This window comes from Pelagicoccus albus (assembly GCF_014230145.1).
Classification (GTDB): Bacteria; Verrucomicrobiota; Verrucomicrobiia; order Opitutales; family Opitutaceae; genus Pelagicoccus; species Pelagicoccus albus.
This window is the reverse complement of record NZ_JACHVC010000013.1, coordinates 396,565-411,737: the sequence shown is the minus strand read 5'-3', so window position 1 is coordinate 411,737 and position 15,173 is coordinate 396,565. Positions and strand designations below refer to the sequence as shown.

At 53.1% G+C, this 15,173-nt stretch carries 12 protein-coding genes; 7 read left to right on the top strand and 5 right to left on the bottom strand.

Annotated features, from left to right (window positions below; all coding sequences use genetic code 11):
• Positions 1 to 3: 3 nt before the first annotated feature.
• The 3 genes from H5P27_RS17050 to ppdK form a co-directional block, all read right to left on the bottom strand.
• On the bottom strand, positions 4 to 1,398 hold the full coding sequence (locus H5P27_RS17050) for an alkaline phosphatase PhoX (protein ID WP_185661630.1): 1,395 nt from the start codon (positions 1,396 to 1,398) through the stop codon (positions 4 to 6).
• A gap of 56 nt (positions 1,399 to 1,454) precedes the next feature.
• Complete coding sequence (hflX, locus tag H5P27_RS17045) at positions 1,455 to 2,753, bottom strand: GTPase HflX (RefSeq protein WP_185661629.1); 1,299 nt, start codon at positions 2,751 to 2,753, stop codon at positions 1,455 to 1,457.
• Positions 2,754 to 2,923: 170 nt separating this feature from the next.
• On the bottom strand, positions 2,924 to 5,740 hold the full coding sequence (gene ppdK / locus H5P27_RS17040) for a pyruvate, phosphate dikinase (RefSeq protein WP_185661628.1): 2,817 nt from the start codon (positions 5,738 to 5,740) through the stop codon (positions 2,924 to 2,926).
• Between the two features lie 211 nt (positions 5,741 to 5,951).
• Here ppdK and tatC point away from each other — a divergent pair, with 211 nt between their 5' ends.
• Entirely contained in the window at positions 5,952 to 6,785 is an 834-nt protein-coding gene (gene tatC, locus H5P27_RS17035) for a twin-arginine translocase subunit TatC (protein ID WP_185661627.1), read from the top strand.
• A gap of 42 nt (positions 6,786 to 6,827) precedes the next feature.
• Here tatC and hemL read toward each other — a convergent pair whose 3' ends face one another.
• Positions 6,828 to 8,105 carry a glutamate-1-semialdehyde 2,1-aminomutase gene (gene hemL, locus H5P27_RS17030; RefSeq protein WP_185661626.1) on the bottom strand — a complete coding sequence of 426 codons (1,278 nt, stop codon included), beginning with the start codon at positions 8,103 to 8,105 and terminating at the stop codon, positions 6,828 to 6,830.
• Positions 8,106 to 8,138: 33 nt separating this feature from the next.
• Positions 8,139 to 9,779: an NAD+ synthase gene (locus H5P27_RS17025; protein WP_185661625.1), complete on the bottom strand. Its 1,641-nt coding sequence runs from the start codon at positions 9,777 to 9,779 to the stop codon at positions 8,139 to 8,141.
• Positions 9,780 to 9,953: 174 nt separating this feature from the next.
• Here H5P27_RS17025 and H5P27_RS17020 point away from each other — a divergent pair, with 174 nt between their 5' ends.
• The 6 genes from H5P27_RS17020 (at position 9,954) to H5P27_RS16995 (ending at position 15,128) form a co-directional block, all read left to right on the top strand.
• A complete protein-coding gene (locus H5P27_RS17020) occupies positions 9,954 to 10,529 on the top strand; it encodes a Maf family protein (RefSeq protein WP_185661624.1) in 576 nt (191 codons plus the stop codon).
• A 12-nt stretch (positions 10,530 to 10,541) separates the two neighbouring features.
• Positions 10,542 to 11,756, top strand: a complete 1,215-nt coding sequence (locus tag H5P27_RS17015; RefSeq protein ID WP_185661623.1) for a hypothetical protein — start codon at positions 10,542 to 10,544, stop codon at positions 11,754 to 11,756.
• 4 nt (positions 11,757 to 11,760) lie between these two features.
• On the top strand, positions 11,761 to 12,414 hold the full coding sequence (locus H5P27_RS17010; RefSeq protein ID WP_221774772.1) for an alpha/beta fold hydrolase: 654 nt from the start codon (positions 11,761 to 11,763) through the stop codon (positions 12,412 to 12,414).
• Between the two features lie 5 nt (positions 12,415 to 12,419).
• Positions 12,420 to 12,845: a GNAT family N-acetyltransferase gene (locus tag H5P27_RS17005; protein ID WP_185661622.1), complete on the top strand. Its 426-nt coding sequence runs from the start codon at positions 12,420 to 12,422 to the stop codon at positions 12,843 to 12,845.
• Positions 12,846 to 13,045: 200 nt separating this feature from the next.
• Positions 13,046 to 14,248: a mannosyl-3-phosphoglycerate synthase gene (mpgS, locus tag H5P27_RS17000; protein ID WP_185661621.1), complete on the top strand. Its 1,203-nt coding sequence runs from the start codon at positions 13,046 to 13,048 to the stop codon at positions 14,246 to 14,248.
• A gap of 28 nt (positions 14,249 to 14,276) precedes the next feature.
• Entirely contained in the window at positions 14,277 to 15,128 is an 852-nt protein-coding gene (locus H5P27_RS16995; RefSeq protein ID WP_185661620.1) for an HAD-IIB family hydrolase, read from the top strand.
• Positions 15,129 to 15,173 lie beyond the last annotated feature (45 nt).

Here is a 15,173-nt window from a genome sequence, read left to right as displayed (position 1 = left end):
ATTTTAGGACGCGTCCTCCCGCCAAGGTCCGGTTATGGCGAGGGTTTGTCCCGGATTGCTCTGAATATTTACGAACAAAGTGCTGCCGTCAGGCGAAAAAGTGCAGCCTGCGAATTCGCTATCAATAATCGCATGGGCGATGTGATAGATCTCACCTTCCGGTGTGATTCCCACAATGGAGCTTTCCAGCCCGCAATCTTCGCAAATGATGATGTCGCCCCAAGGGGCCACGGTCATATTGTCGCAGGCCTGCATGAGCTCTTTGTCGTGGGATTCGATGTAGAGTTCCAGCTTGCCGGGCGCCTCTGCTTCTCTTTCCGTCCCCTCAAGCGGGCTTGGTGTATACTTGAAGATTTGGCCGTATTGTTTCGCTCCGCCATTCGTACAAGCGAAATAGACCGAACCGTCTATATAGAAAATTCCTTCACCCCGGGCGAATCTGGCTGCTCCGGCTTCGAAGCCTCTACGACGCAGGTCGTCTTCGGGATTGTCGATATCCTCCATATCTATCCATTCGACGGATACTTCACTGTTTATGGGAAACTGTTCCGCTTCGACGTCAGGCCAGTTACGGGTGTCTGAAGATGGTTTGCCGACGATGGCGAGGGCTTGGGTTCTACCGCCGTTGTGCAGCTTACCGGGTGTGTTGGGGATGTAGCGGTAGATGAGGGAGTCCAGGCGGTCCTCGGTTTGGTAGACGATACCGGTTTCCGGGGCTACAGCCACAGCCTCGCGATAGAAGCGGCCCATAGGCTTGATTGGCACGGGCAGGGCGAGGCCTATTTCGGCGGTTGCTGGGACTTCGAAAACGTACCCGTGGTCCTTTTCCAATGTTTCTCCCGCTTTGGAAACGTCTTCCTCGCAGGTGAGCCAGGTTCCCCAAGGAGTAGGGCCGCCGGAACAGTTTCTGATCGTGCCCGCGAGGCTGAGCGAGTGTTGCTCCAAGCTTTGTGTTTTGAGATTGTAGATTAGGGTCGTGGTGCCACCGCAACAGTCGCCGCTTCCATGGGCTGGATCGTATTGTTTTTCCAGGTACTGAGGGATTTTTTCCCGATTTCCGAAGAAGGGGCTCTTGGCTTGCTCGTTAGGATCGAGTTCGTGATTTCTCACGAGGATGACGCGATCTTCGTCTAGCGGGAACGCAGCCATACCGTCGTGATCCCCAGGAACGGCGAGGCCGTCGTCCATCAATTCTCCGGTCTTCGAGAAAGAAGTGTAGCTAAATCCTTTTGGCAGCTTGAGCAACTCATCTGGGCCACCGGTCAGAGGTCCGTATCCGACTCTTGCTTTGGCGGACCCGGAGCCTTTTGCGCAGCCAGTCACATAGACTTGCAGCCCGATGAACCCCAAAGAGAGAGCAGTGTTCTTGATGAATTCACGACGAGAATTTGGCTTCATATCTTAGGAGTTGGCTAATCGGTGCTGCCCGCGAGTCGATACCCTTACGGTTACATTTACGTTTCGGAGCTAGATTTGGAGGTTACAGCGAAGGGTTTTATCACCCCAGCGAGGGCCGGCGGGAAGATCCCTTCGATGTATACTCCTTCGTCTCTTGTCTCTTGCTCCCGAATACCTCCGCTTTGATGCAACTTCGAGATGACGTCGTAGCGTTCGTGCGGGATGAGCAATTCGGTCGACTTGTACTTCGCATTAAGGTGGTGGGCGATTGTCTCTTTGAGTTCGGATACTCCTTCGCCCGTGTTAGCGCTGAGATAGAGGGCATCTTTGTGCGTGAACATAAACCGCTCGCGATCGCTTTGGTCTTCTAGGGCATCGATTTTGTTGAAAACCACCAGCATCGGGTTCTTGTCCGCTTCGATCTCTTTCAGTACCTGCATGGTGGTCTCGTAGTGCTTTTCGGCATCTGGATTGGTGACGTCGATGACGTGTATCAACAGGTCTGCTACAACGGCTTCTTCTAGGGTTGCCTTGAACGCTTCCACTAGACGGTGGGGGAGTCGACGCACAAATCCAACTGTATCGGTAACGAGAACATGCTGGCTATTGTCCAATTCTAGACGGCGTGTAGTTGGATCCAGAGTGGCGAATAGTTTGTCCTCCGCTAGGACGTCCGAGTCCGTCATCGTGTTGAGCAGAGAGGATTTTCCGGCATTGGTGTATCCAACGATCGCTACGGTTGGCACGGGCTTGCGTAGTCGTTTGGCGCGTTGCACGTGTCGATGCTGTATAACTTCCTTGAGCTCCTTTTTCGTGATGGCTATGCGATCGCGAATCATACGGGAGTCGGCTTCCAGCTGAGTCTCGCCTTGCCCACGAGCGCCAGTGCCTCCGCCGCGTTGGCGAGACAAGTGGGTCCATGCTCTGCGAAGTCTTGGAAGCGAATATTCCATGCGAGCCAAGGCGACTTGGAGGGCGGCTTCCTTGGTGTGAGCACGTTCGGAGAAAATATCTATGATGATTTCCTGCCGATCGATCACTGCGATCTTTGCTTCCGCTTCCCAGTTACGCTGTTGGGCAGGTGTGAGTTCGTCGTCAAAGATTATAACATCGGCTTCCAGTTCCTTGGCGTGCGCTATGAGCTCTTGCACCTTGCCGGTTCCCAGGAGGAAGGCGGGATGCGCTTTGCGGAGCTTTACGACGACGCGGTCGACTGTCGGGATGTCTAGGTTGGCAGTCAGTTCCTGAAGCTCGTCTAGAAGGCGTTCTGCATCATCGCTCGACATGCGAGGATCCTGAATGCCTACGAGCAAAGCTCGTTGTACTTTTTTTCTATTTTCTTCGAGATCGAACATGTTGTTTGAGTTCCGGGTAACCGGGACGGTTCCGGGAGGTAGGAGCGAGCTTGCTCGCGATTTTAGGTTGAATTTTCGCGAGCAAGCTCGCTCCTACATGAAAAGCAAAAGCCCTGCCTCCGAGTGTCGGAAGCAGGGCCGTGTAATTAGTTATCTGATACGCAGATCACTTACTTGGCACGCTTCTCTTCGATCGCGGCTTGCGCAGCGGAGAGACGAGCTACTGGCACGCGGTAAGGCGAGCAGGATACGTAAGTGAGTCCTGCGTTGTGGCAGAACTTTACTGAAGCTGGATCACCACCGTGTTCACCACAGATGCCGAGCTTCATGCCGGGACGTGTGCCACGACCCTTAGCGATCGCAGTTTCGACGAGCTGGCCAACACCAGTTTGGTCGATCGATGCGAACGGGTTGTACGGAAGGATTTCAACTTCCTTGTACTTGCCGAGGAAGGAGCCAGCGTCGTCGCGAGACATGCCCATAGTTGTTTGGGTCAAGTCGTTAGTACCGAATGAGAAGAACTCAGCGGTCTCAGCGATTTCGTCAGCGGTCAAAGCTCCACGTGGTACTTCGATCATAGTTCCAACGGTGTAAGAGATCTCAACACCCTTGGCTTCCTGAACTTCCTTCGCAACGCGATGTACGATCTCAGTTTGGATATCGAGTTCCTTCTTGAAGCCAACGAGCGGGATCATGACTTCTGGCTTGGCTGGGATGCCCTTCTTCTCGCACTGCGCAGCAGCTTCGAAGATGGCGCGAGCCTGCATCTCTGCGATTTCTGGGTAGCAGATCGCGAGACGGCAGCCACGGAAACCAAGCATTGGGTTGAACTCGTGCAGATCCGCAACACGTTGCATGATCTTCTCAACCTTGATGTCGAGAGTACGAGCGAGATCCATTTGCTGCTCCTTGGTGTGAGGGAGGAACTCGTGGAGTGGTGGGTCTAGAAGACGGATAGTCGCTGGGAGACCCTTCAGAGCGCGGAAGATTCCGGCGAAATCCTTGCGCTGATATGGGAGAAGCTTCTTGAGGGCCTTTTGACGACCTTCGAGGCTGTCTGCCAAGATCATTTCGCGCATGGCGTCGATACGATCGCCTTCGAAGAACATGTGCTCGGTACGAGTCAAACCGATACCTTCAGCGCCAAACGCGATAGCGTTCTTGGTCTGCTCTGGAGTGTCGGCGTTGGTACGGACCTGAAGGCGAGTTGCCTTGGCGCACCATTCCATGAGCTTGATGTAGTTCTGGTACTTCTCGGTCTTCTGGGCAGCCTTCTTGTTGTTGATGAGGCCGTCGATGATTTCTGAAGGAGCAGCCTTGATTTCGCCTGCGTAAACTTCACCAGTGGTTCCGTCGATGGAGAGGTAGTCACCTTCCTTGAAGACGTTCTTACCAACAGTAAGGGTCTTCTTGTCGTAGTCGATCTGGAGTTCGCCAGCGCCACAAACACAAACCTTACCCATCTGGCGGGCAACGAGTGCAGCGTGGGAAGAAACACCACCGCGAGCGGTGAGGATACCTTCCGCAGCGATCATACCACGAAGGTCTTCTGGAGAAGTTTCTACGCGAGTGAGGAGAACCTTTTCGCCGCGAGCTTCTGCGTCAACGGCACGCTCAGCGTTGAAGTAGATCTTACCAGCAGCAGCACCTGGACCGGCAGGGAGACCAACGGAAAGAACCTTAGCCTTCTTGACTTCAGCGAGGTCGAAGATAGGCGCGAGGAGCTGGTCGAGCTGGTCAGCTGGGTTGCGGAGAACTGCAGTTTCCCAGTTGATGAGACGCTCCTTAACCATGTCGATAGAGATCTTCAGAGCGGCAGCAGCGGTGCGCTTACCGTTACGAGTCTGCAGCATGTAGAGCTTGCCTTCCTGGATGGTGAACTCGACGTCCTGTACATCCTTGAAGTGCTTTTCGAGCTTCTTGCGAACCTTGAGCAACTCCTTGAAAGACTTTGGCATTACTTCCTCGAGCTTAGCAACTGGCTCTGGAGTACGAACACCAGCTACCACGTCTTCACCCTGCGCGTTGACGAGGAATTCACCGTAGAATTCGTTTTCGCCGTTGGCTGGGTTACGAGTGAAGGCAACTCCGGAACCGGAAGTCGCGCCAGTGTTTCCGAATACCATGGCCTGAACGTTAACAGCAGTACCCCATTCAGCTGGGATGCCGTACTTCTGGCGGTAAACGATCGCGCGGTCATTCATCCAAGAACCGAATACAGCGCCGGCAGCTCCGCGGAGCTGATCCCAAGGATCTTCTGGGAAGCCTTGTCCAGTGCGGTCCTTAACGAGAGCCTTGAAGCGGCTAACGAGTTCCATCTGGTCTTCAGCTGTGAGCTCGGAGTCGATGATGTCCTTGCCGTAAGTCTCGTGCTTGAATGCGTGGATAACGCCTTCGAATGGCTCTACGTCTTCGTCTGGTCCAGCTTGTACGCCGAGAACAACGTCTCCGTACATCTGGATGAAGCGGCGGTAACAGTCCCAAGCGAAACGTGGGTTGTCAGTAGCCTTAGTGAGTGCTTCAACGGAAGCTTCGTTCAAACCGAGGTTGAGGATGGTATCCATCATACCTGGCATTGAGTCGCGAGCGCCGGAACGAACAGCTACGAGGAGAGGCATACCGGAAGTAGCTCCAAACTTGGTGCCCATTTCCTTTTCCATCTTTTCGATGGCGGCTTCCATCTGAGCCTGGAGGCTTTCAGGATAGGTGCGTCCGTTGTCGTAGAAGTAAGTACAGACTTCAGTGGTGATGGTGAAGCCCGGAGGAACTGGGAGGCCGATGTTGGCCATCTCGGCGAGGTTCGCACCCTTGCCACCGAGGAGGTTTCTCATAGTAGCGTCCCCGTCAGTCTTCTGACCGAAGGAGTAGACGTACTTTACGTTCTTCGCCGCTGCTTTGCGAGGGGCTTTTTTAGCGGCCTTTTTGGCTGGCTTGCGTGCAGCTTTTTTTGCTGCTGTTGCGCGTTTCGCTGTAGTTTTGGATGCCATACTTCGATAGCTTGGGTTATGCGATTTTGTTAATTGAAAGATGCGTAAGTGCGTCTTCCCAGTTTCGAAAAGGGGTTCCTCATAGTGATGGTGCGCTCAGTGTCAACGGGAATGCTCCTTACGAGCGTCATATGGAACGACTTAGCGTGACGATTTGCGATTGCCCGCGGCCATATGCTTGCGCATTAAGGTCCGCTTCGAAGCACCAGGTATGAGCGATTTAGTTCCAGCAAAAGAAACAGAAGAGTCCGATGACGAAATGGATTGGGCCGATGATCCCAAGAAAATGGGATTCTTGGATCACGTGGAAGAATTGCGCTGGACCCTCATCAAACCACTGGCCGTTTTCTTTCTCACTTTTGCCCTAACCATCGTCTTTATCCAGCAGGTCAAAGAGGTTTTGATGTTCCCGCTTAGCGAGAACTACTCAGCGTCGGATTTGGAAACCTTCAATGGCTTAGCGACTCGCAACCCGACTGGCGTATTCACCGCCATGTTACACATTGGTCTGCTTTGCGGGGTTACAGTGGCGTCGCCGGTATTCCTTTTCTACCTCGGAAAATTCCTCTCTCCCGCTCTGACTAAGAAGGAAAAGAAACTCCTTTTGCCCGGCTGCATCAGCGCGTTTTTCCTTTTTATCTTGGGGGCCGCTTTCGCGTTCTTCGCTTTGTTGCCCAAAGCGATCGATGTGACGATGGAGTTCAATCGCATGATGGGGTTCCAGATAATCTGGTCGCCGGATAGCTACTTTGGTTTTATCACTTGGATCGTGCTGGGGATGGGCGTCTCCTTCCAGTTTCCACTTGTCGCAGTGGTTTTGGTTTACCTCGATGTGGTAAGCTTGGAAAAGCTACGCTCGCTGCGAAGAGTCTTGATTGTGGTTTTCTTCATCGCGGCTGCGGTTCTAACGCCACCTGATCCGGTTACCCAGATCATGATGGCCTTGCCGATGATCGTGCTTTACGAGATCTCTTTGATCGTCGCAGGATTCCTCTTACGCAAGCGCAAGAAAGCCGAGGAGGAAGAAGAGCTCGAAGACGTTTAATCGAATCCGAGCCTTTCGCTGACCTCCACGCGAATTAGCGGGCTAAAGCTCCCGCAGGGTTTCGCAAAGAATCTCCGTGGCCTTGTCGATCGCTGCTTGTTCGTGGGTGGTGGAGATGAAGTTGGCCTCGTATTTGGAAGGTGGAAGGTAGACTCCTTTTTCCAGCGCGGAGTGGAAGTACTTATTGAAACGCTCCGTGTCGGTGGCGATGGCGTCGTCGAGTGTCTCGACCGTTTTTTCGCTGAAGTAGACGCAAAACATGGAGCCGACTTGAGGTACTTGTAGCGGGAGGCCGAGATCTTTAGCTGTGTCGATGATAGCTCCAGAAATCTGTTTTCCCATTCGATCAAGCCGTTCGTAGGTATCGCCTTGTCGTAGGAGCTTGAGGGCTGTGATACCAGCTGCCATAGCGAGCGGATTGCCGCTCAAGGTTCCTGCTTGGTAGACCGGACCGAGTGGGGCGAGGTGGTCCATGATCTCGGCTTTGCCGCCGAGAGCTCCGACTGGCAGGCCGCCGCCGATGATTTTTCCAAGCGTGGTTATGTCTGGCTGGATGCCGACATGCTGTTGTACCCCGCCTGCGGATACGCGAAACCCGGTCATGACTTCGTCGAAAATTAGGACTGCTCCGTATTTTGTACACAAAGCCCTGAGGCCTTCGAGGTAGCCGTCTTTCGGGAAGATGAGTCCGATGTTTGCGGGGTAGGGCTCGAGGATTATGCCTGCGATGTCATCGCCATATTTGGCGAATGCCTCTTCGACTTTCGAAAGGTCATTAAAAGGAAGGACGATTGTTTCTTCTGCCAAGCTTTCTGGTATACCCGCCGAGTCCGGTTTGCCGAGCGTGAGAGCTCCAGAACCTGCTGCAATGAGAAGGGAATCGACATGACCGTGGTAGCAGCCGGCGAACTTGATGATCTTGTTTCGCTTCGTGTAACCGCGGGCGAGACGAATAGCCGTCATGGTAGCCTCGGTGCCGGAGTTAACCATGCGAACTTTTTCGACGGATGGGACGAGCTCGATGATAAGCTCCGCCATCTCGACTTCGTAAGGATTCGGTGTACCGAAGCTTGTACCTTTATCAAGGGCTTCGGAGATGGCTTCACGAATGGCTGGATTGTTATGTCCGTGAATAGCGGGACCCCAGGTGCAGACGAAATCGATCAGCTCTTGATCGTCGGCGGTGGTGAGGGTAGCTCCTTCGGCCTTTTTGGTGAAGAAGGGCGTTCCTCCTACGGAACGAAAGGCGCGTACCGGAGAATTGACTCCTCCAGGTATTAGTTTTTGGGCACGGGCGAAAAGGTCGGACGAAATTGTCATCTGTGGAAACGAGGCTTGTTTTTGAAATTTGGATTACGAGACGTAGCGTTGGACGATCGGGATACGGCGACCGACTCCGAATGCGAGTGGAGTAAGTTTTAGACCGGGGGCTGCCTGCTTTCTCTTGTATTCATTGAGATCCACTTTGCGTATCATGTCTTTCACTACGTCTTTATCGTATCCCATCTCGATTAGCTGGCAGGAGGAATATCCTTTTTCGACGTAGCCTTCTAGTATGCCGTCGAGGATGTCGTAAGGTGGCAGGCTGTCCTCGTCTTTCTGATCCGGACGAAGTTCGGCGCTTGGCGGCTTCTCTATGGTGTTGACCGGGATGGTTGGCTTATCGCGATTCATGTAGCGGGCTAGTTCGAAAACCTTCGTTTTGGGGAGGTCGCTAATAACAGCCAGTCCCCCACACATGTCGCCGTATAGGGTGCAATATCCTACCGCGAGTTCGGATTTGTTGCCGGTCGTGAGAAGGAGGGCTCCGAGTTTGTTGGACAAAGCCATCAGTAGTAAACCGCGAGCTCGGGCTTGTATGTTTTCTTCAGTTACATCACGGCCGTATCCCGTGGTCAGCGGGGAGAGCGTATCTTCTGCCGCAGACACGATATCAGCGATCGCTACGGTGTGGAAATTGATCCCCAAGAAATCTGCCAAGTCTTTAGCGTCGCTTTTGGAGTGGTCGCTAGAAATGGCAGAGGGCAGGGAAATGCCGGTAACATTTTCTGGTCCAAGAGCCTTGGCTGCAATCGCCGCAACTACGGCGGAGTCGATGCCGCCCGAAAGTCCGATCAGGGCTTTTTTGAAGCCGGATTTATGAACGTAGTCGCGTAGTCCCAGAACCAAGGCTTCTTCGATGTTTGGCATCAGATCTTGGCGAAATGAAGAAGCTAGCGAAATCTCTTCGCAATCGAGATCCACGATTTTTTGGTCTGCTGCAAAGGCGGCCAAGCCAGCAATGATTTGTCCCGAGGAATCGGATACCATGCTGCGTCCATCGAAAATCAGCTCGTCGTTTCCACCAACTGCGTTGACGTAGACAGTGGGGCATTGGCAGGCTTTGGAAGCTGCGGAGACCAGACCTTCGCGTTGTTCGCCTTTTCCGCCCCAATGCCATGGGCTGGCGGAGAGGTTGATGTGGAGGTCGAGATTTTGCTCCTTCAGGTATTCGACGGGGGCGTGCGGGTAGCGTTCGCGGGAAATGTCGGTGTTGCCCCAGATGTCCTCGCAGATGGTGATACCGATTTTCTTGTCATTCCAATCGAAGACCAACGGTAGGTCTGACGGGTGGAAGTAGCGGTCTTCGTCAAATACATCGTAGGTAGGGAGCAGGCATTTGCGCCCGATTTGCTGGACTTTGCCTTGGTAGCAAAATGCGGCAGCGTTGTAGAAATCGCGACCGGAGGCGGAGGGGTTAGCCTCAACGAAGCCGATTACTGCGGGAGCGTCTCCGATTTGTTGGGCGATAGCTTCCAGGCTTTCGTGTTGGTCCGGCACGAAACGTCGTTTGAAGAGAAGGTCGCGTGGCGGGTAGCCGCAAACGGCAAGTTCTGGAAAGACGACGAGCTCAGCTCCAGAGGCGACGAGCGACTGGTAGGCCTCGAGAATAAGCTTCTGGTTTCCGGCTAGGTCGCCAACGGTGGTGTTAATTTGAGCAAGTCCGATCTTCATTTCCGAAAGTCGAGAGACTGAAACAGGCGTGGCGTAAAGGGCAAGCGCGAGAATTGAGCAGATTCGAGCTGTGGCTGAAATCGTGGCAGCCCATCGAGACGGATTCAGCGAAAACTTATGGATAGACAGTTTCTGGGTTGCTGTCGCGGCGGCTAGTCGGAAGACATTTAGGCAATGGGGTTAGCAAAGTTTATATTGGCGTCGCAATCGCCTCGCCGCAAAGAGCTGCTAGAGCGGATCGGGGCGAGCTTCGATATATTGCCGGCGGATGTTGAGGAGTTCGAAGAAGGGCATGGAGATCCGGAAGGGATGGTGCGTCAAAACGCCCTGCTCAAAGCGACTTGGATCGCCGATCGCCATCCTGATAGATACGTTTTGGGCTCAGATACGACGGTGCACCTCGATGGTCGCGTTCTCGTGAAGCCAGTCGACCTGGCGGACGCCAAGCAGATGCTTCTCAAGCTCGGTGGCCGAACGCATGTGGTGTACACCGGCTTTGCTCTTGTTTGCCGTGACAGGAAAATCGAAGTGGTGGATGGAGCGAGAAGCGAGGTTACCTTCAAGCCCTTGGACGACGGTATTATAGACGAGTACCTGAAAATCGTGAATCCTCTCGATAAAGCCGGCGGCTACGGAATCCAAGAGGGCACGGATTTGATCATCGAATCCTTCAAGGGATCTCACTCAAATATAATGGGGCTGCCATTGGATGAAACAAAGGCCCTTCTGCAGCGTCATAGCTTGCTCTAAGTTTTTCCTCTAATGTCCTTGGCCGCTCCTGAACCCTCCCAAAAACCGCCTTCTCGAAAGAATAAGCAAGGCGATCGCGGATGGCTCAGCGCTGGAGGTTACTCCAAGCGGCAAATCACAGTCGGGGTGCTTGGGACTTTTCTCGGGCACATCTGGCTTTATTTGCTTTTTTCGTCGGGTTTTTTCGAGCCAGGGCCGATTCCTGAATCATCCGATCCGTATCAAGAATTCAGCATCGAGCTCGAAGCTCCGGAAGCTCAGGAACCGGAGCCGGTCTACACCAAAACAAATCCTGATGTTCCCGAAAACGAACCCGACGAGACAAATCGCTTCGGAGCTCGAGACCAGCAGGCTGCCAACGAGGAGGCTCCTGAGGAGATCGATCCGGATAACGAGCCAGCCACGGAATCTGACGACATTATCGAGACGGACGAGTTTCTCACCGGTAGCCTTGTGGAGCCTTTGGTAGCGCCGCCGCCGGCGCCAGAGGCGCAAGAGCAAGAAACTCAGGAGCAGCCGAGGCCGGTTCAGCCACCCTCAACAAACCAGCCTTTGATTCAAGCCTTGGATGCCAGTGGTATGCCCCTGAAAAAGGAGATCCCATTGTTTGGCTCTCAAGAGGATGCAGAAGACGAATCGGGGATTGCCGAGCATAAGTACGACAAGATGGAAGAGGCTCCGACTAACGTGACCGACTTGTTCGAAGGTGAAGAAGAGGAGGGCGAAGAAACGGAGCAGACGGTGGAAAAAAGCCCGCAAGTTTCGCCCAGTGTCGCGGCGCAGCCGACTTTGGAAGCCATTCACACCGCGGAGGGAGTTCCATCGCCCCGTCCTCGCCCCCAGTTGCCGAGAGTCGTTACCTCTCCAGTGCGTAACTCAAACCTTGGAGTCTCCAATATTGGGGTTGTTTCGGCCGATTCCCGTTCTTCCGAACTCGGCGAGTACGCGGACCGACTTTTCGAGACGATTTCTCTCTATTGGAACGATTTGGCCAATCGCAGCGCGGCGGAACTAGATAAGAGCGTGGTCAAGGTGAGGTTTCGCCTGGGCAACGACGGAGCAGTCTTGGATATCGAAATCCTAGAAGGCACCACCGCCAAAGCAGCGGGTATCTATCTGTGCCGGGAGGCAATTCAGCGATCCTCTCCATTTGCTCCTTGGCCGCAAAGCATAGTCGACCTGTACGGCGACTATAAGGACGTTTTTCTGACGTTTAATTATTTCTAAGCCGGTGATCGACGAACGTGAGCCTTTGGTTGTGCTGCTGCACGGCTTGGCGAGAACTTCCCGGTCCATGCGACCAATGGCGAAATATCTAGAGAGGCATGGGTTTAACACGCTTTGCCTTTCGTACCCTTCGACCAAGGCGCCCGTCGAGAAATTGGCCGGGCAAGTGAGGTCAGCCATCCGAGATCAGTGCGGCGGGCGACGGCTACTGCACTTCGTGACTCACTCCATGGGAGGAATCCTTTTGAGGGTGATGCAACGCGATGAACCGATGCCGAATCTGGGTAGGGCCGTAATGTTATGTCCTCCGAACAAGGGGAGCCAGATCGTGGACCGTCTTGGCGGTTGGAGGCTTTTCGGCTGGTTGAATGGTCCTGCGGGACGTCAGCTCGTCACGGGCCCCCTTGGTTTGCCGGAAACCTTGGGAAAGGCGAATTTTGAAGTTGGCGTGCTAGCTGGCAATCGAACGTTTGATCCGATTTTGTCACGACTGCTTCCTGGTGAAAATGACGGGAAGGTCGCTGTTTCGCACATGGAATTGGAGGGGCAGGCTGACTTCAAAATCGTCCCAGCCACGCATACATTCGTCATGTCCAACGGCGAAGCTCAGGCCAACACGCTGGCCTTTTTGAAAAACGGAGCTTTCATCCACCCCTGATAATTATGGCGACGGAATTAGAAATTGAAGAGGTAGATTTTGCAAAGTGGCGGGAGCAAATTCGCTCGGTCCGTTTCACGGTATTTGTAGACGAGCAAAAGGTGCCGGCGGAAATCGAAATGGACGCATGGGATGACAAATCGCGTCACGTTTTGGCTCTGGCGGAAGGCCTGCCCGTGGGTACAGGCCGCCTCCTTCCAGATGGCCACATAGGCCGTTTGGCCGTTCTCAAAGAGTGGCGCGGCAAAAAGGTGGGGCTCGCCTTGATGCAGAGGCTTATGCAGATGGGGCAGGACGCCAATATGCCGGAATTGATCCTTTCGGCTCAAACCCATGCCGCGGAATTTTACAGACGTTTGGGCTTTGTGGCCATGGGAAAGCCTTACCAGGAGGCCGGAATCGAGCATATCGAAATGCGTCGCAAAGCCTGATTTTTTGCTAAATCCGACGACCTTCGCGGTAGGTCATTAGCGGAGATTATCGGTGTTATGGGCCACCTAGCTGCTTAGTTCCTAATTGTTGTAAATTCAGTTCCGGAAGAGCGGGCTAGATGCATTTGGCATTAGGCCTGCTCTTGAGGGTGCACTTTACGATTTTGCTCACTAATGAGCGCGACCCGAGAGCTGATAATATGAAGATAGAAATACCCAGAGACTGCGACCGTCTAGGCGGCGTACAAATTTATGGCCTCCAAAAAGTTTACGAACTCGATAGCGGAGGCAACTTCGGCAAGGAGAACAATACCCACAACAACGTAATCCGAAGCATCCCGTCCGAGGCATTGTACGAACGCCAAAAGAACATGGCGATCGTGGTGCCGGTGAAAAACGAACGGTTGAAGCTTATAGAAGGGGTCCTCGTGGGGATCCCTCATCCGTGTCAGATCATCGTTGTTTCCAATAGCCCGCGTGGCCCAGTGGACCGTTTCCAAATCGAAAAGGAAGCGATTACCAATTTCTGCAAGTTCACCAATAAGCGAGTCACCGTAGTCCACCAGAAAGACGCAGCACTAGCAAAAGCAATTGAGCTCGCCGGTTATGGCGAGCTTCTTGGCGATGACGGTTTGGTTCGTTCCGGTAAGGCGGAAGGTATGATCATGGGTACGCTGCTGGCCCGTTGGTTGAACAACAAGTACATCGGTTTTGTCGATAGCGACAATTACTTCCCGGGAGCGGTGCACGAATATGTGCAAGAGTATGCTGCGGGCTTTGAAATGTTCGACACCGATAGCACCTTCGTCCGCATTTCTTGGAACTCCAAGCCCAAGGTCATGGAGAACTCTCTGTTCTTCGCGAAGTGGGGTCGCAGTTCGGTACATTCTAACAAGACGCTCAATCTTCTGTTGTCTTATTTCAGTGGATACGAGACTGAAGTGGTCAAAACCGGCAATGCTGGAGAACACGCTCTCACTGTAGACTTGGCGTTGAACATTGAATACGCAGCAGGTTACGCGGTAGAGACGCACCACTTCGTTAACATCATAGAAAGCTGGGGAGGTGTATTGCCGCCGAAAGATAATGTAGATCAAAGGGATAAAGTGACTATCTGCCAGATTGAGTCGCGCAATCCGCATTTGCACGAATCTAAGGGAGATGAACACGTCGAAGACATGATCGACGCTTCGCTTTCCGTTATCTATAACTCGCCGCTTTGTCCCGAACTTCTGAAGCGGGAAATAGCGGAAGATCGAGCTAAGAGAATGAATTTAGCTGAGGCGGAACCAATTGCTCCAGTCAAGATCTACAGCAATCTGAACAACCTGAATTTGGATGTGTTCCTCGAGCATTGCGAAGCGGCATTCGCAAGCAATACAGAGTCTCTCTCGCTCGTTTAAATCAATTGAAGCTATTCGATTTATAATTATGCCCCCCGCCTCACAGACTAGCATGATAGCTATATTCACCGACTTGGATGGTACTCTCATCGACTTCGACAACTACTCGAGCGAGCTTGCTCGCCCGTACGTACATCGACTCATCAAGCTCGGCTACCTTGTAATCTTTTGCTCATCCAAAACTTTTGCCGAGCAAAGGGTTCTCCAGGAAGAGATCGATATAGAGATGCCGTGTATTGTTGAAAACGGCAGCGCTATCATCGCTCCTCCCGGATTCTGGAATCCGGAGTTCGTCGATTTTGATGTTGTGGATGGCTGGCAACGCATCGTACTCGGAAAACCCGCGGCGGAAATTAGACAACGTCTCCGCCGCGTTGAGTGCAAGTTTGGGGAGTCGCTCCATGGCTTTAGCTCCATGATGACTGAGGACATCGCGAGTGTAACTGGTTTGGACATTGGTTCCGCTCGACGCGCTCAAAATCGGGAATATAGTGAAACGCTTTCTGCCAAGCTGCCGCAAGATGTCTGGGAAAGTTTGGATTCAGCTTTTGAATACGAAGGCCTAAAGTGTCTGCCCGGTGGACGTTTTCATACAGTGATTGATAGCCAGTCTGACAAAGGCGCTGCTATCCGTAAGTTCGGAGAACTGTGGAAGGCTCAATCAAGCGAGCCTCTTATTTCCTTTGGCCTTGGTGACAGTGAAAACGATCAGGAGCTGCTCGAGAACGTCGATTGGCCGCACTTAGTGAAGCGACCCAACGGATCTTGGGCTGGCTTATCTGGCCGACGAATTGAGCGAGTCAACGGAGTAGGACCGAAAGGTTGGGTTAAGGTAGCAGAGCAGCTGCTGAGCAAGGCGAAGCCGGAGGCGACCGTCTAGGTTTATAATCGAAGCAAAACAAAAGGAGCTAACCGAAATCGGAAA